Source organism: Streptomyces sp. NPDC014894 (genome assembly GCF_043080985.1).
In the GTDB taxonomy this organism is placed as follows: Bacteria; Actinomycetota; Actinomycetes; order Streptomycetales; family Streptomycetaceae; genus Streptomyces.
In genome coordinates, this window is record NZ_JBIBWD010000025.1 from 20070 (window position 1) to 42408 (window position 22339).

Genomic DNA, 22339 nt, shown 5'->3' on the forward strand with positions numbered 1-22339 from the left:
CGGGGCCGCCCATCATCGGCCCCGGGCCGCCGATTAGCGCCACTGCTGCCTCCTCTGTTTCGTCTTCGATGTCGGGAGGGCTTCGCTAGCCGGCGGCCTGGGCCTTGTTCATCTCGTCGATGAGGCTCTTCGGGCGCATGTCGGTCCAGCTCTCGTTGATGTACTCGAGGCAGGCCTTGCGGGTGTCCTCGCCGAACACGACCTTCCAGCCGGCGGGAACGTCGGCGAAGGCCGGCCAGAGCGAATGCTGGTTTTCCTCGTTCACCAGGACGAGGAAGGTGCCGTTTTCATCGTCGAACGGGTTGGCCATAACCACTCCCATCAATTGCCGTTGGCAGAACGAGCTTCACGTTAGCGGGGTGGCTGTGGGCGAGCAATGTTGGTCGTCTTCGATGGTGTCCAACCATGAATTTCCGACACTTGGACAGCTGTTGACAGATTTCTTTTATGAATTCATTGGAATGGCTGTGCCGGCGGCGCGCCGGGGCGGCAGAGGGCGCTTGGCGGGTCTCCGGACGAAACCCTGAGGAAACCGCCGGTGGAAGATCCTTGGGGTACTTGTCAAGGAGTTCGTGTTCCGGGCGTGGCCGTGTGGTAGAGGTCTCCCGGGACGGTCGCGGTGTCCAGCTGTGCGGCAGGGGCCGCGGAGCCCCGGCGCGTCGGCCGGCGGGTTCGGAGCGCTGAGGAATCGAGCTAGGGAATCGAGGGGGATCAGGTGCGCGTGCTGGTGGTGGAGGACGACGAGGAGATGGCGCAGACGGTGGCCGTCGGGCTGCGTCGGGCGCAGATGACGGTGGATGTGACGTTCGACGGCGAGGAGGGTCTGGAGCACGCGCTCTTCACGGACTACGACGTGATCGTCCTCGACCGGGACTTACCGGGGATGCACGGTGATCAGGTGTGTGCCGAGCTGATCGCCTCCGGGTGCCGGAGCCGGGTGCTCATGCTGACGGCCGCGGCCACGGCGGAGGATCTGGTGGACGGGCTGAGCCTGGGGGCCGACGACTATCTCGCGAAGCCGTTCGACTTCCCGGTGCTGATCGCGCGGATCGGGGCGCTGGCGCGCCGCGCCCATCCGCTGGTGCCGCCGGTGGTGCGGCACGGGGATCTGATGGTGGACACCGCGCGGCGCACGGCGAGCCGGGGCGGCCGTGCGCTGGATCTGGCGCCCAAGGAGTTCGGGGTGCTGGAGCTGCTGCTGGCTTCCAAGGGGCGGGCGGTGTCGGCGGAGGAGCTGCTCGAACGGGTCTGGGACGAGGCGGCGGATCCGTTCACCAGCGCGGTGAAGATCACGATCAGCAGACTGCGGGCCAAGCTCGGCGATCCTCCGGTGATCGAGACCGTGGCCAAGCGCGGATACCGGATCTGAGGATGACCATGTCTGTGACGGCCCGGCTCTCCGGCGGACCGCTGCGCCCGGGACGTTCCCGGCGCAGTGTGCGGCTACGGCTCACCCTGTTGTACGGGGCGCTGTTCCTGGTCTCCGGGGCGGCTCTTTTGGCGATCATGCTGATTCTGGTCAACAACAGCGTGAAGGACAGCTGGCGGGACAAGCTCGGTCCGAGCGACGATCCGCTGAAGCCGCTGCCCGGGCTGACGGAGCCCGCGCCCACCCGGCAGCCGGGGCAGGTGACCCCGCAGCCGAGCCCGGTGGACAGCAAGGACCATCTGATGGGCGAGCTGTTGACGCAGTCGGGGATCGCGCTCGCCATCATGCTGGTGGTCTCGATCGCGCTGGGCTGGATCGTGGCCGGGCGGATACTGCGTCCGCTGCGGACGATCACGGCGGCGGCGCAGGCGATCTCGGCGACGAGTCTGCATCAGCGGCTGGCGCTGGAGGGCCCCGGTGATGAGCTGAAGGAGCTGGGCGACACCTTCGACCGGCTGCTGAGCCGGCTGGAGACCTCGTTCGAGGCGCAGCGGCGGTTCGTGGCGAACGCGTCGCACGAGTTGCGTACGCCGCTGGCACGACAGCGGGCTCTGGGGCAGGTGGCGCTGGCGGATCCGGACGCGACGGTGGAGTCGCTGCGGGCCGCGCACGAGCGGATCCTGGTGACGGGTACGCAGCAGGAGCGGCTGATCGAGGCGCTGCTGACGCTGGCGCGGAGCCAGGGCGGCATCGATGTGCGGGAGCCGTTCGATCTGGCGCGGCTGACGCAGGAGGTGATCGATTCCCGGGAGGCGGACGCGCGCCATCGGACGGTGGTGTTTCTGCCGTCGTTGTCGTCGGCGACCGCGGCGGGGCACCGGAATCTCGCGGAGCGGCTGGTGACGAATCTGGTGGACAACGCTCTGCGGCACAACACGCGGGGCGGCCGGGTCGATGTGACCACGGGGACGGTCGACGGCCGGGCGACGCTCACGGTGACCAATACCGGTCCGGTGGTGCCGCCGGACGAGATCGGCCGGCTGTTTCAGCCGTTCCAGCGGCTGGACGCGACGCGGGTGGCGCGTACGGAGGGCCTGGGGCTCGGTCTGTCGATCGTGCAGGCGATCGCCCAGGCCCATGACGCGACGGTGACCACGCGGGCGCGGCCGGAGGGCGGGCTGACGATTCTGGTGACGTTTCCGGAGACGGGCGACCGGCCGGTTCCGGTCCGGCCGGCCGCGGAGCGGGTCAGCGGGCGAAGAAGCCGGTGATGGCGGCGTTCACGGCGTTGGGCTGTTCGAGGTAGCCGTAGTGTCCGCAGTCGGCGATCTCGGTGTAGACGGCGCCGGGGATGCTGTCGGCGACCTCGCGGGAGAGGTGGGGCCGGACGACGAGGTCGTCGCTGAATCCGATGACGAGGCAGGGGCGGTCGATGTTCCGGTAGGCGGGGCGGCGGTCGGGGATGACGTCCAGGCCGAGCTGGCCCCGTACGGAGGTGAGGTCGACGGGGGACATTTCGAGGACGGTCAGCCAGTCCTGGAGTTTGGCCTCGTCGTTGAGGGTGCTGGGCGAGAGGTTCTGGAGGGCCTGGACGTAGGCGGCGTAGCGGGGCGGGATCTTGACTCCGCTGTCGCTGAGTTCGATGTCGCCGGCGGACATGCCGGCGAGGAGGGCGTCGGTCCGTCCGCTGGTGGCCATCAGGACGGCCTGGCTGACGAGTTCGGGCCGGGCGACCAGGAGTTCCTGGACGATGATGGCGCCCATGGAGGTGCCGACGACGCGGCTGGGTCCCCGGCCGAGGTGTTCGATGAGGGCGGCGACGTCGGCGACCATGTCGGCGAGGGTGAAGGCCCGGGGGCCGGCGTCGGTCGGCGGGATGCCGCGGTTGTCGACGGTGATCACCTGGTATCCCGCCCGGCGCAGCGCGGGGACCTGGTGGGTCCGCCAGACGCGTCCGGGGGCTCCGGTTCCGGTGACCATGACGACCGGCTCGCCGGTCCCGTGGATGTCGTGGCTGAGGCTGATTCCGTTGATCCGGGCGACCGGCATCGGCGTGTGTCCTTGTCTCTCTTCGTCCAACCGTCCGGTCCCCACGCTTGGACACCGGAGGGCCGGGCCCGTCGCCCGGTGGGGCGGCGGGCCCGGCGGGGTGGTCAGCGGCCGGTCCAGACGGGGTCGCGTCGTTCGGCGAACGCCCGGACTCCTTCGACCGCGTCGTCGCTGGCTCGGCGGCGTTCCTCCCATGTGTAGCGGGTGGTGAACGCCTGTTCCAGGGGTATGTCGACGGAGGTGAGGACGGCTTCCTTGATGGCGCGTACGGACAGCGGGGCGCTGCGTACGAGGTCGTCGGTCCACTCCTCGACGCAGGCGTCGAGCCGGTCGGCGGGGACGACCTCGTTGACCAGCCCGTGGCGCAGGGCGGTGGCGGCGTCGAGCCGGCGGCCCGTGAGGAGGTGTCCCATGGCGGTCTTCTGGGGGAGCTGCCGGGCGAGCCGGAAGGCGCCGCCCGCTCCGGGCACGAGACCGAGGCGGGCCTCGGGGAGGCCGAAGACGGCCTGGTCGGAGGCGATGATGAGGTCGCAGGCGAGGGCGAGTTCGAAGCCGCCGCCGAGGGCGTAGCCGTGGACGCGGGCGACGACGGGTTTGGAGAGGGTGAAGCGGTCGGTGAGGCGGGGCCAGCCGGGCTGGCCGCGGCTGCCGAAGGTGGTGCGCGGGGCGCCCCCGGCGTCGAGCCGGGCGCGTTCTTTGAGGTCCTGTCCGACGCAGAAGGCGCGGTCGCCCGCTCCGGTGAGGACGGCTGCTCTGATGTCGTCGTCGGCTTCGACGTCGTCCCAGATCGAGGCCAGTTCGGTGTGGGTCCGCTGGTCCATGGCGTTGAGGACGTGCGGCCGGTCGATGGTGACGCGGGCGACGTGGTCCTTCTTCTCGTAGCGCACCCGGGCGCGGTCGTCGCTCATGGGGCGGGGGCCGCGAAGTGGCCGGCCTTGTGGATGACGTCCTCGCCGTAGATCCGCAGGGCCTGCTGGAGGGCGAATTCGGCGAGGTAGGCGCGGAAGGCGTCGGGGGGTTCCTCGGCGAGGTTGAGCATGCGCCGGTTGGTGACGACGGCTTCGCCGTCGAGCCGGCGCAGGCCGCGTTCGACGGCGGCGTCCATGTCGTCGGGTTCGGCGACTTCGTCGACGAGGAGCCGGGCGTCGGGTTCGGTGGCCCGGATTCTGCGTCCCTGGAGGATGACCTGCCGGGACAGGCGCGGTCCGGCGAAGCGGCTGAGCCGGAAGTTGGAGACGCCGGGGATGATGCCTTCCTTGGCGGCGGGGAGGCTGAGGTAGGAGTCGGCGGCGGCGATGACGTGGTCGAAGACGAGGAGGAGCTGGGCGCCGCCCCCGATGGCGAAGCCGTCGACGGCGGCGAGCCAGGGTTTCTCGGTGTGGGGCGAGTGCCAGCGGGCGGGGTCGTCGACGCGGACGCCGCGGACGATTTTGTGGATGTAGCCGAGTTCGCGGCGGAGCAGGAAGTCCACCAGGGAGATGTCGCCGGAGCTGAGGTTCTTGAGGTTGATGCCGGCGCAGAAGACGCGCCGGCCCCGGTGGCGCGGGTGGCTCATCTCGCCGCCGCGCAGGAGTCCGACGCGGACGGACGGGTCGAGGAGGGCGAGGTCGACGGCGGTCTCCATGTCGTCGACCTGCTGGTTGTCCTCGGCGTTGAGGCAGTCGTCGCGGCAGAGCGTGAGCCGGGCGACGCCGTCGCGGCGTTCGAGGAGTACGGCTTCCATCCGCACGGTCCCGGTGCGGATGAACTCGGGGAGCAGCCGCAGGGCCCGGGGGGTGGGGCGGAGCATGGTGTCGAGGAGGTGGGGGCCGGCGGTGGGTGAGCGGAGGACGGCCCGCAGGAAGATGCCCTGGTCGATCTCGTGGCCTTCTTTGTCGGCCTGGTTTCTGCTGCGCTCCTGGGCGAGCCGGCCGGCGGAGGGCGTCAGTCCGGGGAAGGCGGTGGCGGCGGCCGCGACGAGTTCGTCGAGCCGCAGGGGCAGGGTGCGGTCCTCGGTGAGCTGGTCGTAGACGGCGTCGATGTGGGTGTCGAGATGGCGGGCGCGCAGGGCGCGGGCGGCGTCCTTGGCCGCGGCGGCGACGGCGCGCTGCTCCGGGGTGCGTTCGCTCGGCCGGGGCAGGGCGGCGGCGACGGCGTCGGCGTGCCGGACGGCGTCGACGAGTTCCGGCGGGAGTCCGGGGGCCGCGGTGTGGCGCTCGGGCAGGGTGGTCGTCATGGGGCCGCCCCGGCGGAGGTGCGGCGCAGCGCGCGGTCGCAGGCGGCGAGGTGGGGGCCGATGGCGTCCTCGAAGCTGGTCGTCGTGGCGTCGAAGAGGAGCTGTCGCCGGATGGCGAGTTCCTTGCCGGGGAGGCCGGTGACGGTGCGTACGGTGGCGTCGAGGGCGCTCGCGGGGTCGTCGGCGACGGTGTCGACGATGCCGAGGGAGGCGGCTTCGGCGGCGGTGATGGGCAGGCCGAGGAGGAGGGCGCGGCGGACGGCGGCGACGCCGGCCTGCTGGACGAGCCGGTACGCGGCCATGCCGGGCCAGGTCGCCTCGCCGTCGGTGACGATCAGGAGGCGGGCGTCGGCGGCGGCGATGCGGAAGTCGGTGGCCAGGAGGGCGTCGAGCGCGGTGCCTCCGCAGTCTCCCCGGGCGACGGCGACGGTGGGGGTGGGCAGCCGTTCGAGCCGGCGGAGGGTGCGCTCCCATTTGGTGACCGCGGCGACGCCGAGGCCGCTGGTCCAGCCTTCGGCGGGGGCGCCCTCGACGTGGAGGGCGACGATCTCGGGGCCGGTGTGGTCCTCGGCCTGGTCGCAGAGGGCCGCGAGGGCCTTGACGGATTCGGCCGACAGCGGCGCTGTTCCGTCGATCTTCAGTGTGAGCATGTTCTCCGTCACTTCCCCCGTGGTCACCATCGGACCAGCGCCGTTTCGATCGTGGATCCCGGTCCCATCGTCATGAGGACGCCGTGGTCGCCGGGTGCGGTGACTTGCTCGTCGAGGAGCCTTTCGTAGGAGAAGAGGAAGGAGCCGCTCGACACGTTGCCGTAGTCGCGCAGTACGCCGACGGTGTGCCGGAGGTCGTGGCGGGTGAGTCCGAGGTTGACGATGACCGCGTCGATGACCTTCTTGCCGCCGGAGTGGACGAGCCAGTGCTTGATGTCGCTGCGGCGCAGGCCCGTTCCCTTCAGCAGCCGGTCGACGGTGAGTTCGGCGTGCGCGCCCACGACGTAGGGGATCTGCGGGTCGAGGAAGAAGCTGAACCGGCCCTGGGTCCGGTCCCAGTCGTAGCGCATGGCGTCGGCGGCCTCGGGGATGATGCAGCTCGCGAATTTGAGGACGCGGGGGCCCTCGGGTGTGCCGGAGGTGTCGTCGCCCGCGCCGGCGATGAGGGCGACGGCTCCGGAGCCGTCGCCGAAGAGGCTGTTGACCACGGCGGTGCGCATGGTGGAGTCCATGGCGTACGCGGCGGAGCAGGCTTCCGAGCAGAGGACCACGGCGAGTTCGCCGGGGTGGGCGGCGGCCCAGCCGCTGACGACGCCGAGGGCGTTGAGGCCGGCGTTGCAGCCCATGCCGACGATGTCGGACCGGCTGCAGTGGCGGTCGATGCCCAGTTCGCGGATGAGGAGGGCGCTGAGGCCGGGGGTGAGGAAGCCGGTCGAGGTCACGCAGCACAGATGGCGCAGGTCGGAGAGTTCGGCGCCGGCGCGTTTGAGGCAGGCGCGGAGGGCTTCGGCGCCCATCTCGATCGCGAGCGCCTTGTGCTTGTCGAGGAGATCGCCCTGGGCCTCGGGGAGGCGGACGCCGTGGGCGTCCTCGGGAGGCAGGGTGAGGTGGCGGCGGTCGATGGCGCTGTTGAGGAAGACGCCGCGGATCTTCGGGTCGTTGATGTCGAAGACGTCGAGGATCTCGCGCTGGGTGTAGGAGGTGGCGGTGGCGGAGGTGCCGACGCCGACGATGCGCGGGGCGAGCGGCATGTACGGGCCGGGCGCCGCCGTGTCCGCGGCGGGCAGGCGGAGCGGATTCTCCGTGTCGTCGGCGGTCTCGGCGATCTCTGTGCCCAAGGCCGGATGGGCGCCGTCGCCGGTCGCGGCGCCCGGTATCGCCGGATGCTCGATGCTGATGGTCATCGGAAGGTCCACCCCCACATGCGCGGCTTGCTCCGCGCTCGCTGTGTGTCTCTGGTGCCGGTCACGTGCTTCGTCCTTCTCGTGTGGTGTCGGGGAACGCTCGGGAGGAGCGCCGGCGCGGGAGCGATCGCGGGCGCCGGCGGCGACGGGCGGCCGGGTCAGGTCCCGGGTGTCGCGCTGCGCGCCTCGATGAAACGGGCGAGGCGCGCCGTGCCCTCTTCGATCTCGGCGGGCGTCAGATAGCTGGTGGACAGCCGCAGCGTGTGATCGCCGCCGCCGTGCGGATAGAAGTAGCTCATGGGCGTCCAGATGACGCCGAACTCCTGCGCGGAGCGGGTCAGGGCCTCGTTGTCGACGCGGAAGGGGACCTGGACGGTGAGGAAGAAGCCGCCGGTGGGCTCGTTCCAGCTCACGCCCAGGGCGGTCCGGCGCTCGGCGGGCAGATTCAGCTCCAGGTGGCGCAGCGTGGTGCGCAGGGCCTCGCCGTAGTACGCGGCGGCCTCGGCGTTGCGTTCGGAGACGAGTCCGCGGGCGGTGATGAGCGCTCCGGCGACGGCGGCCTGGCTCAGCGAGGAGGTGTTCACCGTGACCATGCTCTTGATCTTGGCGAGTTCTCCGGCGAGGAGGCCGGTGGCGCCCCGTTCGTCCACGACCACCTGGTCGGCGACGGCGAAGCCGACGCGGGCGCCGGGGAAGATGGTCTTGGAGAAGGAGCCGAGGTGGACGACCCTGCGGTCGCGGTCGAGCGATTTGAGGGTCGGCAGCCGTTCGCCGGGGCTCACCATCCGGTAGGGGCTGTCCTCCAGGACGAGGATGTCGTGGCGGGCGGCGAGGTCGAGGAGTTCGGCGCGGGCCCGGACGCTCATGGTCGTACCGGACGGGTTGGAGTGGTCGGGTACGACGTAGAAGGCGCGGGGCCGTCGTCCTCGTGCCTTCTCGCGCAGGATCGCGGCGTCGAGGTCGGCGGCGGCGGGGCCGTCCTCGCGGGCCTCGACGGCGGTCAGTTCGATGTCGAGGAGCCGGGCCGCGCCGGTGATGCCGACGTAGCAGGGGCTGGAGACGAGGAGGACGTCGTCGGGGCCGGTGATGAGCGCGCGGAGCGTCAGCAGCATGGCTTCCTGCGCGCCGACGGTGACCACGATCGACTCGGGCGGCACATCGATGTTCTCGTCGGCGCGCAGCGAGTCGGCGATGATCTCGCGGATCTGGCCGGCGGTGGGTCCGTACTGGTACATGGCGGTACGGATGGACTGGGGCGAGCCGCCCTGCTCCGCGAGGTGGGCGAGGTAGGTGCGGACGTGGGTGATGATCTCCTCGGTGTCGAAGAAGCCGTCGTAGGGGCGTCCGGGGGCGAAGGAGATCGCGTCGGGGTAGCGGTGGGTGACCTCGTTGAGGAAGGTCATGGTGTCGAGGACGGGGTCGGAGACGCTGATGTGGAGATCGCTCTTGCGGAGGTCGCCGCCGCTGGGGCGCGGGGGTGCGGGGGCGGGGTCCGCCGGGGCCCGCCGCCCGGCGTCCGCCGTACCGCTGGTCCGCCCGGCGTCCGCCGTGGCGCGGGTCGGCCCGGCGTCTTCCGTGGCCCGGTCCCGCCCGGTGTCCGCCGTGTCGTCGTCGCGCCCGGTGGGCCCGGCGGGGACGTCCCGGCCGGTGCGCTCCCGTACGCCGTCCTCGTCCCCGGTGTCGAGCAGTTCGGCTCCGGCGTCGGCGGCCGAGGCGGTGCCGGTGTGGGTCAGCGCGGACCGGAGTTCGCCCACGAGGGCGTCCAGGACGTCCGCGACGCCTTCGCGGGCCGCGACCAGGAGGCCGTCCAGGACGGGCCGTTCCACGAACACCGCGTCGGCGCCGTGGGCGAGGGCGGCGAGGACGTCCCGGCCTCGGCGGATCCCGCCGCGCAGGAGTACGGGGCCCCGGCCGGCGACGGTCTCCGCGATGCCCGGGAGCGCGCCGAGGTCCTCGGCGACGATGCCGTCGGCCCCGGCGTCGAGCGCGCGGGCCGCGTCCTCGCGGGTGCGGACTCCGGCGACGAGCAGCGGGAGCGGTGAGACCGAGCGCAGCCAGGCGACCCCGGACCAGTCGAGGTCGTCGTCCAGGAGGGCGCGCGGGTCGGCGTAGGGGCCGTATCCGCCGAGGTCGGCGAGGGGGCCGTCGCCGTGGGGGCGTCGGATGGGGACGTCCTCGGCGAGGTTCACCGGCACCGCGCCGGGTGAGAGCCGGATGTGGTGCTGGGGTCCGACGGAGAGGACGACGGCGCCGAAGCCCGCGTCGGCAGCGCGGGAGAGGAGCCAGCGGGCGGCGCCTCGGTCGCGGAAGGGGTGGGTACGCAGCCAGAGCGGTCCGGTGGCGGCGGAGGCCAGCTCCGCGAAGGCGCGTCCGGTGAACGCGCTCACGGCGGCCGGGAGTCCGGCCGCGCCGGCGGCCCGTACCACGGCCAGCTCTCCCTCGGGCCGGACGAGTCCGGCGAGGGGGCCGACGGCGAGCGGGGCCGACCAACTGTGGCCGAGGATCTTGACAGCGGTCCCGGGCGGTCCGGAGGGATCGCCGCGGCGGGGGCGCAGGAGGGTTCGGCCGAGGATTTCCCGGTTGCCGGACCACTCGCGTTCTTCCGAGGCGAGGAATTCCGCCGGCGCGGTGTCCAGACCTTCCCGCGCCAGGCGCGCATAGTCGTCGAGACTGCGTCCGGCCATGGATTTCCCCCAGGCAATCAAGGAATTGCGGCGAATGGATTACCGGCCGCCAGGATCACATGGGCGTTAGCCGACCGCCAGCTCCGTCCAACCGACGGGTGTGGTCACTTGGACACGCGGAAGCCCGTCATGGCATGGACGCGTTTCCTTTTTATCCGCCATTCGGGAAGCATGGGAGGTCGTTGAAGGCGAGGAGTTCCGCGGGCAGCCCGGAACGGCTCCTGACCTTTAACTTGCGATAAATCTTGGTGAGATGCTGCTCGACCGTACTGACGGTAATGAAGAGCTGGACGGCGATCTCGCGATTGGTGCAGCCCGCGACGGCGAGGGCTCCGACCCTGCGTTCGGCCTCGGTGAGTTCGGCGAGCTGCGGAGGCACCGCGCTCTCGTCGTCGGTGCCGCTCTGGCCCGCGTTGCGGACGCTGTACGGGGCCGGGGGGCTGGTGCGGCCGGGGCTCTCGGCCGGGGGGATGTCCCGGGCGAAGTCGAAGGCGCGGGGGCCGGGGTCGGGGAATCTTCCGGCGGCTCCGTTGAGACCCTCGCGGACCGTGGCCGGGCGTTCGGGGACGGTGGCCGCGGCCATCGCGGACCGGGCTCTTCCGAGTTCGAACTCGTCGCCGCAGTCGGCGAGGATCCGGATGGCCTCCTTGAGCAGGGACTGCCGGTCGGGGGCCGCGCTGATGGCCGCGAGCCGGCGCAGCGCCACGCCCCGGTCGCGGCTGCGGCCGTCGCCGAGGAGGGTCAGCTGTTCCTCCAGCAGGGTCCGGGCCTGCCCCGCCCGCCGCATCGCGACGAGGGCGGCGACGGCGTCCTTGCGCCAGTCGGCGAGGTCGGGCGAGTCGGCTCCCCACTGGCGCATCAGGTCGCCGCACGACTGGAAGTTGCTGAGCGCGGTGTGGGGGCGGCCCATGGCCAGGTGGTAGCGGCCCAGCGCCTGGAGGTAGGGCAGCGCGAAGGGGGTGTCGAACATGACGGGCGGTACGGCGGTGTTGAGATAGGGCGTGACGGCGTCGAAGTCGCGCTGTTCGGTGGCGGCGCGGACGGCGAGCGCCAGCGGCAGGCCGACGGCGACGCCCCAGGCGGCGGCGGTGACGAGTTCCAGCGCGGTGCGGGCCGACTCGCCCGCGGTGACGGGGTCCCCTCCGCGCAGGGCGGCGGCCGATCTGATCGTCTCGAACATCGCGCGGCGCATCGGCACATGCCGGATCCACGGCTCGCGCAGCAGCCGGTCGGACCACTGGACGGCCTCGTCGGAGCGGTGGTTCTGGATCAGGAAGAGGAGCGCGAACAGGGCCGGGGTGAGCGGGCTGTCGGCGTCGGTGCGGCGCAGGACGTGGTCGGCTCCCTGGAACTCCTCGCCGTCGCCGTCCAGGGTGGCCGAGACGTTCAGCAGGGTGCTCAGGGAGACCGGCCGGCGGGGGCGCGGGGCCGGCGGGGCGGGGCGCGCGGCGGCGGCCGCCTGGACGTCCTGGGACAGTCCGGGGCAGACGAAGGACAGCCAGAGCCGGCCGATCTTCGCGTCGACCGGGGCGACGGCCCAGGGAGAGCCGGCCGGAACGTGTCCGGAACCGCTCTCGATGATGCCGAGGAGGTCGTCGGCGCGGGCGAAGTCGCCCCGCCACATGAGGTGTTTGACGGGGACCATGGCGTCGTCGCCGGTCAGGGTGCCGGAGGTGACCAGCGCGCTCAGATGGGGCAGATAGCGGCCGGCTTTGACGGGGTCGATGAGCCATTGGGCGTCGGCGAGCGCGGCGGCGATGTGCGCCTCCTCGACGGCGCCCTCGCAGATCGCGGACGCGTGGCGCAGATAGTCGACGGTGTGGCCGATCTCTCCGGCGTGGAGCGCCTCGCGGGCCGCCTCGCGGAGGATGCCGACGCGCCAGGGGGCCTTCACGGAGGCGTGGGTGGCCATGAGCTGGTCGGCGACGGCGCGGGCGGGCGCTCCGCTCGCGTGGAGGAGTTCGGCGGCGCGGCCGTGCATGGTGAGCAGGCCGTCGGGAGGGATGCCGTCGAGGACGGCCTGCCGGGCCCGTTCGTGCCGGAACCGGAGGTCGATCAGGAGTCCCGCGGCGTTCAGGTCGGCGAGGCAGCGGCGTACGGAGGTGGCGTCGACGCCGAGGAAGTCCCCGACCAGGGCGGGCGAGGCCGAGTCGCCGAGGACGGCGAGGGCGCGGGCGGCGGCGAGCATGGAGGGCTCGCAGCGGTGGAGGCAGCGGAGGAAGGCGTGGCGGAAGGACTCCCCCGGTTCGGGCGTCCCCCGGACGGGTCCGTCGTCGCCCGCGGCGAGCTGCTCCTCGATCAGATAGTCCTCGACGAGGGCGTTGAGCAGCAGCGGGTTGCCGCCGCTGACGTCGGACCAGGATTCGGCGGTGCGGATGGTCGGCACGATGCCCAGCCGCCGGGTGAGCTGGTCGGCGGTGCCGCTGACGGTCAGCGGGGCGAGGCGGATGCGGTGGCAGTAGGGCAGGTGGAGGGTCTCGGCGTGCAGGGTCGCCAGTTCCCTCTCGTGGCAGGAGCTCTCGTTCATCACGATGAGGACGGCCGAGGAATCGATCCGGCGGATGAGGTAGCGCAGACACTGGAGGGAGGGTTCGTCGGCGAAGTGCACATCGTCGACGCCGAGGACGAGCGGTCCCTGTGCGGCGAGTTCGGAGATGGTCCGGCTGACGCGCTGGAGGAGTCCGAGCGGGATCCTCGGGGGGCGCTGGTGGTCGCCGACGTCCACGGTGACGTCGACCTCTTCGGCGGCGAACGGGTCGGCGGTCAGACCGGCGGCGCGTATGGCGTTCACCAGCTGGTCGATGAGGCCGTAGAGATGGAACCGCTCGCTGGTGGAGGCGGTGACAGACAGGAAGTGGCCGCCCTGTTCCTTCACCCGGCTGGCGAACGCCTGGAGCAGTGCGGTCTTCCCGCAGCCGACGGGCCCGTTGGTGAAGACGACGGCGCCCCTGCCTCGAGCGGTGCCCGCGTACAACCGGACGAGCAGTCGCAGTTCCTCGTCTCTTTCACTGAACTTCACGGATCCCCCCGTACGTTCTGTGCGCTCTGTCCAGCTTTGTATGACTTGGCCGCGCATGTTTGCCACGTGAACCGTCCTTCGCGCGATTCTCAAGGAAACGCGCCTGACCTGCGGCGATTTAACTTGTGGGGGATGCAGGATCTGGAGGCCACCCGAACAGAAACACACCTCAAAACAGCATACCGAGCTGAACCGGCCGACGTGGGCCCTTTCCAGCCACTCACAGGGCAGCGCACGGACGACTTTGGGACATCACTCGAATTCATGTGCGGGTGAGATTAGGCGAAATGCGTCAGCGCGGGAATAGAGAATCGGCCAGTCGAGGGCTCAGGTCCGGACAGTCGGACGTACCGGGTCTTCTTCGTACCGATCGGTATACGCGCCGTTCTCCCCCCGCGCGTCCCAGCCGTCGGCGACCAGGGCCGCCACCACCCGGCCCGCGAGGTGCGGCGGGACGCCGAACCGGACGGCCAGCCGGCCGGGACCGGCGTCCTCGACGCTCGCCCGCTCGGCGTCGGCGCCGGCCACCGCGGCCCGGGAGAGCAGCCTCGGCAGTTCGCCGGAGCCGTCCGCCACGGCCACCCGCACCCGGGGTCCGTCGGCCGGATCGGCCCGGGCCCCGCTCCGGATCTCGCCGAGGCCCGCGACGCCCCGGTCGAGCAGATCCACCAGGGTCCCCATCCCGTGTGCCCGGCGCGACTCGTCGGGCCCGGTCAGCCCCTCCAGCGCGTCCACCAGCCGCGCCAGATCCGCGTGCACCTCCCTGATCACCTCGGTGACGGCGACCGCGTTCGACCGCAGGATGTCGCCCCACAGCCCCGGGTCGCCCGCCGCGATCCGGGTGACGTCCCGCAGCCCCTGACCGGCGAACCGGGTCGCCCCGGCCGGCCCCGCGGACAGCCGGGCCGCCATCAGACTGGCGAGCAGATGGGGAACGTGCGAGGTCAGCGCCACGGCCTCGTCATGGGACGCGCTCTCGGTGACGACCGGGACGGCGCCGCAGAGCACCGCCAGTTCACGCGCCCGGCGCAGCGCGGTGGCCGAGGTCAGCGAGGACGGGGTGAGCGCCCACGGTCTGCCCTCGAACAGTTCGGCGCGGGCCGCGAGCGGACCCGACCGCTCCCGTCCGGCCAGCGGATGGCCGCCGACATAGCTCGACGGATCGGGCGCGAGGCTGAGGGCGGTGCGCTCGGGCAGGGCCTTCACGCTCGCCACGTCGGTGTAGCAGTGCGCGAGTCCGCGCGCCTGCTGCTCGGCGAGGACCGCGCCGACCTGACTGGGCGGCACGGCGAGCACCGCCAGATCGACCGGCACGGCCGGCGGCCGGATCCGCCCCGCGCCCAGGGCGGCCGCGGTCCGGGCGGCCACTCGGTCGCGGTCGGAGAGGAACACGGTCACACCCCGGCGGCGCGCCGCGAGTGCGACGGACGTGCCGATCAAGCCGGTGCCGATGACGGCAATGGCGCGGATCACCAGTCTTCACTCCGTTCAAAAAGCATCGTTCATTGAGGAACTCAGCAGAAGACATTTATGTGTCTAACCATGCGCGTCCATCCGTCTGTCTAACCGTGCAAGCAATGCCGTAACTGTCCATTGGTCAGACGGAAGACCGGGGCTCTACAGTTCCAGAAACTCAGTTCTTTCCCGGTTGGGGGGCACTCATGAGTGATTCATCAAAAGCCGTCGATCCGCACGAGGATCTCGCCGTCGACTACGTCGAGATATACGTCGAACAGCTGGAGTCGGCGGCATTCGACTGGGTCGACCGGTACGCCTTCACGGTCGTCGGCACCGCGGGGTCCGCGGAGCACCGCAGCATCGCCCTGCGCCACGGGCGGATCACCCTGGTCCTCACGCAGGCCACCTCGGACCACCACCCGGCGTCGGCCTATGTGGCGACGCACGGCGACGGGGTCGCGGACATCGCCCTGCGCACCTCCGACGTGGAGACGGCCTTCGCCGCCGCCGTCGCGGGCGGGGCGCGGGTGCGGCGGGGGCCCACCCGTCACGCCGGATCCGGGCCGGCCGTCACGGCGGTGATCGAGGGCTTCGGGGATCTGGTGCACACCCTGGTGGAGCGCGCGGACGGGGAGCCGGCGGGGCTGCCGGCCGGATTCGCGCCCGCGCTGCGGGCGGACGGCGACCGGGCGGACGACGTCGGCCTGATCGAGATCGACCATGTCGCGGTGTGCCTGAACATCGGCGACCTGGAGTCGACGGTCGAGTACTACGAGAACGCCCTCGGGTTCCTGAACATCTTCGAGGAGCACATCGCGGTGGGCCGGCAGGCGATGGAGTCGAAGGTCGTGCAGAGCCGCTCCGGGGCGGTGACCCTGACGCTCATCCAGCCGGATCCGACGGCGGACCCGGGTCAGATCGACGAGTTCCTCAAGGGCCACCAGGGCTCCGGCGTCCAGCATCTGGCGTTCTCCTCGCCGGACGCGGTCCGCTCGGTACGCGCCCTGGGGCGGCGCGGCGTCGGCTTCCTGACCACGCCGGCGGCCTACTACGACCTGCTCGGGGAGCGCATCGACCTGGGCGATCGGCTCGCGGATCTGCGCGCGACGAACGTGCTCGCGGACGCGGACCACGGCGGGCTGCTGTTCCAGATCTTCACCGCCTCGACCCACCCGCGGCACACCCTGTTCTTCGAGGTCATCGAGCGGCAGGGCGCCGAGACGTTCGGCAGCTCGAACATCAAGGCGCTGTACGAGGCCGTCGAGCTGGAGAGGACCGGGCAGCGTGGGGGCCGGCTCTGATCCGCCCCCGGGGGCGGGGTCCGGCGGGACGGGGTCCGGTACGGCCGTGTGCCTGGCCGACTTCGAACGCGCCGCGGCCGCCGTCCTGCCCCCGGACATCTGGGACTTCATCGCCGGGGGCAGCGGATCGGAGACCACGCTCGACGCCAACCGGGCCGCGCTGGACCGGGTCTTCCTGCTCTCCCGGGTCCTCCGGGACGTCTCGCGGGTGTCGACGCGGGCCCGGCTGCTGGGCCGGCCCGCGGCCCTGCCGGTGGCGGTGGCGCCCATCGCGTACCACCGGCTGGTGCACCCCGAGGGCGAACTCGCCGCCGCCCGCGCGGCGAAGGCCGCCGGGGTGCCGTTCACGGCGAGCACGCTGAGCAGCGTCCCGGTCGAGGCGATCACGGCGGTCGGCGGCCCGGTCTGGTTCCAGCTGTACTGGCTGCGGGACACCGAGCGGACGCTGGCCATGGTCCGCAGGGCGCAGGACGCCGGGTGCGAGGCGATCGTGCTCACCGTCGACGTGCCCTGGATGGGCCGGCGGCTCAGGGATGTGCGCAATCGCTTCGCGCTGCCCGCCGATGTGCGGGCGGCCCATCTGGAGACGGACGCCGCCGCCCATGAGCGTCCGGCGGGCGGCTCCGCGGTGGCCGTCCACACCCGTCAGTCGTTCTCCCCGGCGCTGACCTGGTCCTCCGTGGCCGAGCTGCGGGAACGGACGAGTCTTCCGCTGGTTCTGAAGGGGGTGCTGGCCCCCGAGGACGCGCTGCGGGCGGCCGGGGCCGGGGTCGACGCCGTCGTGGTCTCCAACCACGGCGGGCGGCAGCTCGACGGCGCCGCGCCCAGCGTCGACGCGCTGCCGGAGGTGGTGCGGGCGGTCGGCGGGCGCTGCGAGGTCCTCCTCGACAGCGGCATCCGCAGCGGCACCGATGTGCTGCGGGCCCTGGCGCTCGGCGCGTCGGGCGTCCTGGTGGGGCGGCCGGTGCTCTGGGGGCTGGCGGCCGGCGGCGAGGCCGGGGCCGCCCGGGTGCTGGAGTTGCTGGCCGAGGAGTTCCGGGACGCCCTCGGGCTCTCGGGCTGCGACGGCGTCGCCGCGGCCGGCCGGCTGCGGGCGCGGCGCGACGGCACGCTCCCGGGGCGGGCCCCCGGCGGGCCGGCGCCGGGCTGAGCGCCGGGCGGCGCGCCGCCCGGCAGAGCGAGGCCGAGGGCCCTCCCGCTGTGACAGCGGGAGGGCCCTCGGTCCGTGAAGGTGCGCACGGTATTCCGCCCGGTGTCCAACCGTTCGCTTTCCACGCTCGGACACCGAGGCGAATGCTCAGCCTATCTGGGCGACGTCGTCCTTGATCCTGACGGCGAATTCCGACCAGAGATCGGCGAACTGCCGGGCGAGATCGGCGACAATGTCGCTGCAGTGCGGCGGCACATTGTTGATGATCGCGTCCCACTCCTCCTTCCGGAGCGAGTGCAGGGCCAGCAGACGCAGAAGATTGCGCCCCGTCTCGGTGAAGCGGAGCGCCGGATCGGCCTTGAGCCGTTTCACCAGCACGGCCCGGTCGGGTGCGATGTCCGTACGGGACCGTACGGAGCGCGGGGACGGATGCTGGGCGTCCGGCTCCCCGGGCCGGCCGAAGGAGGACCCGTCCGCGGAGATCTCCTCGTCCTCCGCGACCGTCAGGACGACCGGGGTCCTCCTGCGGCGCTGCCGGGGCACCAGCTCGTCGCCGTTGCGCAGCCGGTTGCGCACATCGCGGGCGGTCTCGGGAGAGATGCCCGCCGCGCGGGCCACCTGGCGCAGCGACAGTCCCGGATCGGCGGCGAGGAGTTCCCCGGCGAGCATCCTGCCCGCGCTGCCGTCGAGCGGGCGGACCCGGCCGTCCTGTCCGATGCGCCGGGCCGCCGGCTCCGGCCGGACGGTCCGCTTGCGGATGTCGCCGACGGTGCCCGGGGAGATCCCGGTGACGGAGGCGACCCGGCGGTCGGACCACTGCGGGTGCGTGGCGATGATGCGCTCGGCCGCGCACTTGCGGTCGGCCAGGGCCAGCGGCAGACCGTGGGTGACGTTGAGCCTGACCGCGAGGACGAACGCCTCGGCCTCGTTCCCGTCGAAGAAGCGGACCTCGATCGTGTCCGCGCCGCGCAGCCTCGCCGCCCTCAGCCGGTGGAAGCCGTCGATGACCTTCATGGTGGGCCGGTGCACGACGATGGGCGGCAGCGGGCTCTGCGCCGCCGCCAGAATGTGTACGTGTTCGAGGTTCTCACCGGAAAGCCGGGGCGAACCCGCCGAGTTCAGATAACTCAGTTCGATTTCCACTACGGGCTGCTCTTCGATGCTCACTTCTTCGGGTCCCATCCAGCCACCTCACGCACTCGTGGTGAAGAGGCGGACGCCTGTGCGAGCCCGGTTGGTTCCCGGATCGTTGTGGTATCCCCCGTAGCGTCTGTGGCACTGTGGATCGATGAGCAGAAACCAGCTCGCTGCCAATTCCTTCGAACCCCCCTGGACGTTTTCGAGCAGAACATCCGTTCGGCTGACCGGACTTCCGCCAGATGAGAAAGAAATTAACATTCGTCCTTTGAGGGTTGTAACCCCTGCGTAAGTCCCATCTGTCGACCCTTATGCCCCCCTAACCCCTAGGGGGGTGTCCTCAGTGAGCGCAAAGGACACCCCCCGCACCAGCAGCCCCACGGGAGGGCGCCGGATCCGGGCTCAGGCCGCCCGTACAGGGGTACGGCCGGCGGTCGGCGCGGAGCGGTTGGGCATCGTGAGGGTGCGGCCCATGAGCGGCGACAGGACCCTCACGGCCTCGGCTACCGCGCGGACGTCGGACTCGACCAGGGCCTGATCGCCGTCGCACAGCGCGGTCTTCGGCTCCGGGTGGACATCGATGATGACCCCGTCGGCCCCGGCCGCGATCGCCGCCCGGGTCAGCGGCAGGACCAGATCGCGGCGGCCGCCCGAGTGCGAGGGATCCACGATCACCGGCAGGTGCGAGAGCCGCTGCACCACGGGCACCGCGCTGATGTCCAGGGTGTTGCGCGTCGCGGTCTCGAACGTCCGGATTCCGCGCTCGCACAGCACGATGTCCAGGTTCCCGCGCTGCGCGATGTACTCCGCCGCGCTCAGCCACTCCTCGATCGTGGCGCTGAACCCCCGCTTGAGCAGCACCGGCCGCCCCGCCCGGCCCACGGCCTGGAGCAGGGCGAAGTTCTGCATGTTCCGGGCGCCGATCTGCAGCATGTCCGCGTAGGAGGCGACCATGTCGACGCTGCCGGGGTCGATGACCTCGGTGACGACCGGCAGCCCGGTCTCGGCCCGCACCTCGGCGAGGATCTTCAGTCCGCGCTCGCCGAGTCCCTGGTAGGAGTAGGGCGAGGTACGCGGTTTGAACGCGCCGCCGCGCAGCAGCGAGGCCCCGGCGCGCTTCGCCATCCGCACCGCCTCGAGCGTCTGCTCCGGCGTCTCCACCGCACAGGGGCCGGCGATCACGCTCAGGGTGTCGGGCCCGATCGGCACCCCGCCCACCCGGATCACGGACCGGGCCGGGTGGTGCTCCCTGCTGACCAGTTTGTACGGTGCGGACACCCGCATCACCTGGAGCACCCCGCTGCGGCTGCCCAGGTTCAACGCGTCAAAGTCATCCACATCGCCGACCAGACCGACGATTGTCCGGGAAACCCCACGGCTGACAAAAGCATCTCCGCCGGCCGACCGCACCAGCCCCACGACACCGTCGATTTCCTCTTGAGTGGCCTCGGGAGCCATCACCACAACCATGAGTTCTCCTCACCGTGAACTTTCTTGTCCGCCGGAGCAGTGGTCTTTCCATTCGGAACAAGGAATTTCTGACCACTCATCGTTTTCAGCATCCTAAGAGCGCCCGGTCCGCGCAGTCGACCGCCGCCGTCGGCGTCCAACTCCTCATGGAGAAAAGCGGATCGGGTGCTTTAGGCTGCACGGATGGGCATTCTCGGCGGCCGGGCGAAGCGCTGCGCCGCCGCGCCGGGCGCGGCCGTGGAGCCGAATGGGACGTGAAGGAAAGAAGGGGCCGGAGAGGATCCGGGAGCGGGCCGTGCCGCCGCGCGTACGGCCGTCCGGCCCGGGGCCGGGCCGTCCCCGGGCCCGGGTGATCAGCGCGGCCCGCCGGCCGGCCCGGCGGTCGGGCGCTGCCGCGAGGCCGGTCGCCGCGCCGTGGCTGTTTCGACTCCGGCCGGACAGCCCTGGACCGCCCCGGCCCGCGCAGGGCGGGCGCGCGCCCGTCGAACCCCGGCATGGGCAGGCTCCCCACGGCCGGGGTGACAGGGGGCGAGCCCCGGCCGCCCCGGCTCGCGCCGCGGGCGGGCTTCCGCCGGGCGGGTGCACATCGTCGCCCACCCGGCCGATCCGCCGCTTCGGGCGGCCTCCCCGCAGCGGGCCCGGTGATCGAGTGGGGGCGGAGGCGGTCTCCGTACGGGATCGCCGGAACGTATGCGCAACGGAACGCCGGAGGCACCCGATGGAGCCCTTGATCGCCCTCGTGACCGGGTTTCTGGCGGCCCGGCTGGCCGGGTTCGCCGGGGTGGACTCGCTCGACGCCTGGCAGCCGGCGCTGCGGGTGGGGCTCGCCCTGATGTTCGTCTTCACCGGGCTCGCCCACTTCCACCCGAAGACCCGTGCCGAGATCGTCGAGATGGTGCCGCCCGCGCTGCCCCGGCCCGGCCTGCTGGTGACCGTGACCGGGATCCTGGAGCTGGCGGGCGCGATCGGGCTGCTGATCCCCGCGACGGCCCCGTGGGCCGCGGGCTGTCTCGTTCTGCTGCTGATCGCTATGTTCCCGGCGAACATCTCCGCGGCCCGGCGGAAGGTGGCCCAGGGCGACCCGATCGGGCCGCGCACCGCCCAGCAGATCGTGTACATCGCCGCGGTCGCCCTGGTGCTGGTCTGATCCGTACGCGCCCGCACCGGGCGCGGGCGCTTCAGCGGGTCCGGTACGCGCCCCCGTTCACCTGGAGCACCTGACCGGTGATGTGGCGCGCGGCGGGCGACGCGAGGAAGAGGACCGCCCCCGCGATGTCGGCCGGCGCGCCCGCCCTGCCGAGCGCGGTGGCGGCGACGAGCCGCTCGCGCCGGGCCTCGTCCAGCACGTCCCGGAAGAACTCGGTGTCGGCCACATAGCCGGGCGACACGACGTTGGCGGTGATGTCGCGGGGGCCGAGCACGGCGGCCAGATCGAGATTCCACGCGGCGAGTCCGGCCTTGGCCGCGCCGTAGGAGCCCGCGCCCTGGTCGGCGGCGATCGACCCGATGTGGACGACCGCGCCGCCCGGGGCGAGCCGCTCCTCCAGCGCCTTGGTGGTCAGTGCGGCGCCGACGAGATTGGCGTCGAGGTTGGCGCGGAAGTCCCGGGCGTAGGAGGCCAGGTCCGTCCGGCCGTCGGCGTCGAAGTCGGTGTTCCCGCCCGCGTTGTTGACGAGCACGTCCACGGCGGCGGGCAGCCGGTCGAGCAGTCCGGCGAGCGCCTTGGGGTCGGTGTGGTCGCACACCGCGGGCCGCGCGCCGGTGGCCTCGGCGAGCGCGTCGAGCGGGGCGGACCGGCGGCCGGTGACGTAGACCGTGTCGCCCTCCTCGGTGAAGCGCTCGACGACCGCGCGGCCGATTCCGGTGCCGCCGCCGGTGACCAGGATGGTGCGTGACATAGGGTGGACTCCTCGTTCAGGTCTAAATTTAGCTCTAAACGTAACACTGGGGAGAGGACCGACGCCATGGACGCCACGACGGGCGCGCACCAGGACGGCACCGCCGGGGACCGGCCGGACACCGCGGCGGACATCGCCGCGGCCTGGGAGCGCGAGCGTCCGGGCACCCCCGTGTCCTCGATCGGGATCGTCACCCCCCTGTGGCAGCTGGCGAAGCTCTTCGGCGACGACCGGCGCCGGGCGCTGGCGGACGCGGGGCTGGACGCCGCCACCCTGGACCTGCTGAGCGTGCTGCGCCGCGGCGGCCCCCCGTACACCCTCAGCACCCGTGAGCTGGGGCGGCGGTCCCTGGTCACGGCGGGGGCGATCTCCCAGCGGGTGGCCCGCGCCGAGCGCGAGGGCCTGGTCGAGCGGCGACCGGGCGCGGGCCGTCCCCGTACCGTTCAGGTGTCCCTCACCCCGGCCGGACACGAGCTGGTCGAGTCGACCGTGGACCGGGTGCTGGGGCGCGAGGCCGAGCTGATCGGCGGTCTCGGCCCCGAACAGCAGCGTCTGCTGACCGCACTGCTCGGGGCGCTGCTCGCCGATGTGCAGCGCCGTCTCGGCGACGACGGGGTCTCCCATGTGGGGCACGAGTGAGCGAGGCCCTCTTGTCCCACGCTGCACACTGAACGACCATGACGGCAGTTCTTGAC

General features: G+C 72.0%; 18 protein-coding genes. 6 read left to right on the forward strand and 12 right to left on the reverse strand.

The genetic code is table 11. The features are described from left to right. Window positions 1-85 precede the first annotated feature (85 nt). On the reverse strand, window positions 86-310 hold the full coding sequence (locus tag ACF089_RS34805; RefSeq protein ID WP_392035877.1) for an MbtH family protein: 225 nt from the start codon (window positions 308-310) through the stop codon (window positions 86-88). 405 nt (window positions 311-715) lie between these two features. Here ACF089_RS34805 and ACF089_RS34810 point away from each other — a divergent pair, with 405 nt between their 5' ends. Further along, the gene (locus tag ACF089_RS34810; protein ID WP_392035880.1) at window positions 716-1369 is read left to right on the forward strand and encodes a response regulator transcription factor; all 654 of its coding nucleotides are present in this window, start codon (window positions 716-718) and stop codon (window positions 1367-1369) included. Window positions 1370-1371: 2 nt separating this feature from the next. Then, window positions 1372-2640, forward strand: a complete 1269-nt coding sequence (locus ACF089_RS34815) for a sensor histidine kinase (protein WP_392035883.1) — start codon at window positions 1372-1374, stop codon at window positions 2638-2640. On the opposite strand, the gene ACF089_RS34820 is transcribed toward ACF089_RS34815, so the two are convergent. The 8 genes from ACF089_RS34820 to ACF089_RS34855 form a co-directional block, all read right to left on the reverse strand. Then, on the reverse strand, window positions 2618-3418 hold the full coding sequence (locus ACF089_RS34820) for an alpha/beta fold hydrolase (RefSeq protein ID WP_392035885.1): 801 nt from the start codon (window positions 3416-3418) through the stop codon (window positions 2618-2620). The two genes, ACF089_RS34815 and ACF089_RS34820, sit on opposite strands and share 23 nt — an antisense overlap. A 104-nt stretch (window positions 3419-3522) precedes the next feature. Further along, window positions 3523-4326: an enoyl-CoA-hydratase DpgD gene (gene dpgD, locus ACF089_RS34825; RefSeq protein WP_392035888.1), complete on the reverse strand. Its 804-nt coding sequence runs from the start codon at window positions 4324-4326 to the stop codon at window positions 3523-3525. Beyond that, window positions 4323-5633 carry a (3,5-dihydroxyphenyl)acetyl-CoA 1,2-dioxygenase DpgC gene (gene dpgC / locus ACF089_RS34830; RefSeq protein WP_392035891.1) on the reverse strand — a complete coding sequence of 437 codons (1311 nt, stop codon included), beginning with the start codon at window positions 5631-5633 and terminating at the stop codon, window positions 4323-4325. Before dpgC ends, dpgD begins: the two co-directional genes overlap by 4 nt. Further along, on the reverse strand, window positions 5630-6283 hold the full coding sequence (gene dpgB / locus ACF089_RS34835; protein WP_392035893.1) for an enoyl-CoA-hydratase DpgB: 654 nt from the start codon (window positions 6281-6283) through the stop codon (window positions 5630-5632). The genes dpgC and dpgB overlap by 4 nt, the downstream gene beginning before the upstream one ends. A 23-nt stretch (window positions 6284-6306) precedes the next feature. Continuing rightward, window positions 6307-7374: a 3,5-dihydroxyphenylacetyl-CoA synthase DpgA gene (dpgA, locus tag ACF089_RS34840; protein ID WP_392035952.1), complete on the reverse strand. Its 1068-nt coding sequence runs from the start codon at window positions 7372-7374 to the stop codon at window positions 6307-6309. A gap of 311 nt (window positions 7375-7685) precedes the next feature. Continuing rightward, complete coding sequence (locus ACF089_RS34845; protein ID WP_392035897.1) at window positions 7686-10211, reverse strand: aminotransferase class I/II-fold pyridoxal phosphate-dependent enzyme; 2526 nt, start codon at window positions 10209-10211, stop codon at window positions 7686-7688. Between the two features lie 151 nt (window positions 10212-10362). Then, complete coding sequence (locus tag ACF089_RS34850) at window positions 10363-13230, reverse strand: AAA family ATPase (protein ID WP_392035900.1); 2868 nt, start codon at window positions 13228-13230, stop codon at window positions 10363-10365. A 327-nt stretch (window positions 13231-13557) separates the two neighbouring features. After that, the gene (locus ACF089_RS34855) at window positions 13558-14700 is read right to left on the reverse strand and encodes a prephenate dehydrogenase (RefSeq protein ID WP_392035955.1); all 1143 of its coding nucleotides are present in this window, start codon (window positions 14698-14700) and stop codon (window positions 13558-13560) included. Between the two features lie 191 nt (window positions 14701-14891). Here ACF089_RS34855 and hppD point away from each other — a divergent pair, with 191 nt between their 5' ends. Together hppD and ACF089_RS34865 are read left to right on the forward strand one after the other, a co-directional pair. Continuing rightward, on the forward strand, window positions 14892-15989 hold the full coding sequence (gene hppD / locus ACF089_RS34860; protein WP_392035903.1) for a 4-hydroxyphenylpyruvate dioxygenase: 1098 nt from the start codon (window positions 14892-14894) through the stop codon (window positions 15987-15989). 46 nt (window positions 15990-16035) lie between these two features. After that, window positions 16036-17139 (forward strand): alpha-hydroxy acid oxidase, encoded by a 1104-nt coding sequence (locus ACF089_RS34865; RefSeq protein WP_392035906.1) that lies wholly within the window; start codon window positions 16036-16038, stop codon window positions 17137-17139. 147 nt (window positions 17140-17286) lie between these two features. Here the strand turns inward: ACF089_RS34865 and ACF089_RS34870 are convergent, their stop codons facing one another. Next, a complete protein-coding gene (locus ACF089_RS34870) occupies window positions 17287-18321 on the reverse strand; it encodes a ParB N-terminal domain-containing protein (RefSeq protein WP_392035909.1) in 1035 nt (344 codons plus the stop codon). 357 nt (window positions 18322-18678) lie between these two features. Next, entirely contained in the window at window positions 18679-19746 is a 1068-nt protein-coding gene (gene aroF / locus ACF089_RS34875) for a 3-deoxy-7-phosphoheptulonate synthase (RefSeq protein ID WP_392035912.1), read from the reverse strand. A 718-nt stretch (window positions 19747-20464) separates the two neighbouring features. Here aroF and ACF089_RS34880 point away from each other — a divergent pair. After that, the gene (locus ACF089_RS34880) at window positions 20465-20893 is read left to right on the forward strand and encodes a DoxX family protein (RefSeq protein ID WP_392035914.1); all 429 of its coding nucleotides are present in this window, start codon (window positions 20465-20467) and stop codon (window positions 20891-20893) included. A 31-nt stretch (window positions 20894-20924) separates the two neighbouring features. Here the strand turns inward: ACF089_RS34880 and ACF089_RS34885 are convergent, their stop codons facing one another. After that, window positions 20925-21644 carry an SDR family NAD(P)-dependent oxidoreductase gene (locus tag ACF089_RS34885; RefSeq protein WP_392035917.1) on the reverse strand — a complete coding sequence of 240 codons (720 nt, stop codon included), beginning with the start codon at window positions 21642-21644 and terminating at the stop codon, window positions 20925-20927. Between the two features lie 66 nt (window positions 21645-21710). Between ACF089_RS34885 and ACF089_RS34890 the strand changes: the two genes are divergently transcribed. Then, entirely contained in the window at window positions 21711-22283 is a 573-nt protein-coding gene (locus ACF089_RS34890) for a MarR family winged helix-turn-helix transcriptional regulator (protein WP_392035920.1), read from the forward strand. Window positions 22284-22339 lie beyond the last annotated feature (56 nt).

Bases quoted from the DNA above. Each gene is read 5' to 3' on its own strand.
- ACF089_RS34805 (WP_392035877.1), bottom strand. From the start codon at position 310: ATGGCCAACCCGTTCGACGATGAAAACGGCACCTTCCTCGTCCTGGTG.
- ACF089_RS34815 (WP_392035883.1), top strand. From the start codon at position 1,372: ATGACCATGTCTGTGACGGCCCGGCTCTCCGGCGGACCGCTGCGCCCG.
- ACF089_RS34820 (WP_392035885.1), bottom strand. From the start codon at position 3,418: ATGCCGGTCGCCCGGATCAACGGAATCAGCCTCAGCCACGACATCCAC.
- dpgD (WP_392035888.1), bottom strand. From the start codon at position 4,326: ATGAGCGACGACCGCGCCCGGGTGCGCTACGAGAAGAAGGACCACGTC.
- dpgC (WP_392035891.1), bottom strand. From the start codon at position 5,633: ATGACGACCACCCTGCCCGAGCGCCACACCGCGGCCCCCGGACTCCCG.
- dpgB (WP_392035893.1), bottom strand. From the start codon at position 6,283: ATGCTCACACTGAAGATCGACGGAACAGCGCCGCTGTCGGCCGAATCC.
- dpgA (WP_392035952.1), bottom strand. From the start codon at position 7,374: ATGCCGCTCGCCCCGCGCATCGTCGGCGTCGGCACCTCCGCCACCGCC.
- ACF089_RS34845 (WP_392035897.1), bottom strand. From the start codon at position 10,211: ATGGCCGGACGCAGTCTCGACGACTATGCGCGCCTGGCGCGGGAAGGT.
- hppD (WP_392035903.1), top strand. From the start codon at position 14,892: ATGAGTGATTCATCAAAAGCCGTCGATCCGCACGAGGATCTCGCCGTC.
- ACF089_RS34870 (WP_392035909.1), bottom strand. From the start codon at position 18,321: ATGGGACCCGAAGAAGTGAGCATCGAAGAGCAGCCCGTAGTGGAAATC.
- aroF (WP_392035912.1), bottom strand. From the start codon at position 19,746: ATGGTTGTGGTGATGGCTCCCGAGGCCACTCAAGAGGAAATCGACGGT.
- ACF089_RS34880 (WP_392035914.1), top strand. From the start codon at position 20,465: ATGGAGCCCTTGATCGCCCTCGTGACCGGGTTTCTGGCGGCCCGGCTG.
- ACF089_RS34885 (WP_392035917.1), bottom strand. From the start codon at position 21,644: ATGTCACGCACCATCCTGGTCACCGGCGGCGGCACCGGAATCGGCCGC.
- ACF089_RS34890 (WP_392035920.1), top strand. From the start codon at position 21,711: ATGGACGCCACGACGGGCGCGCACCAGGACGGCACCGCCGGGGACCGG.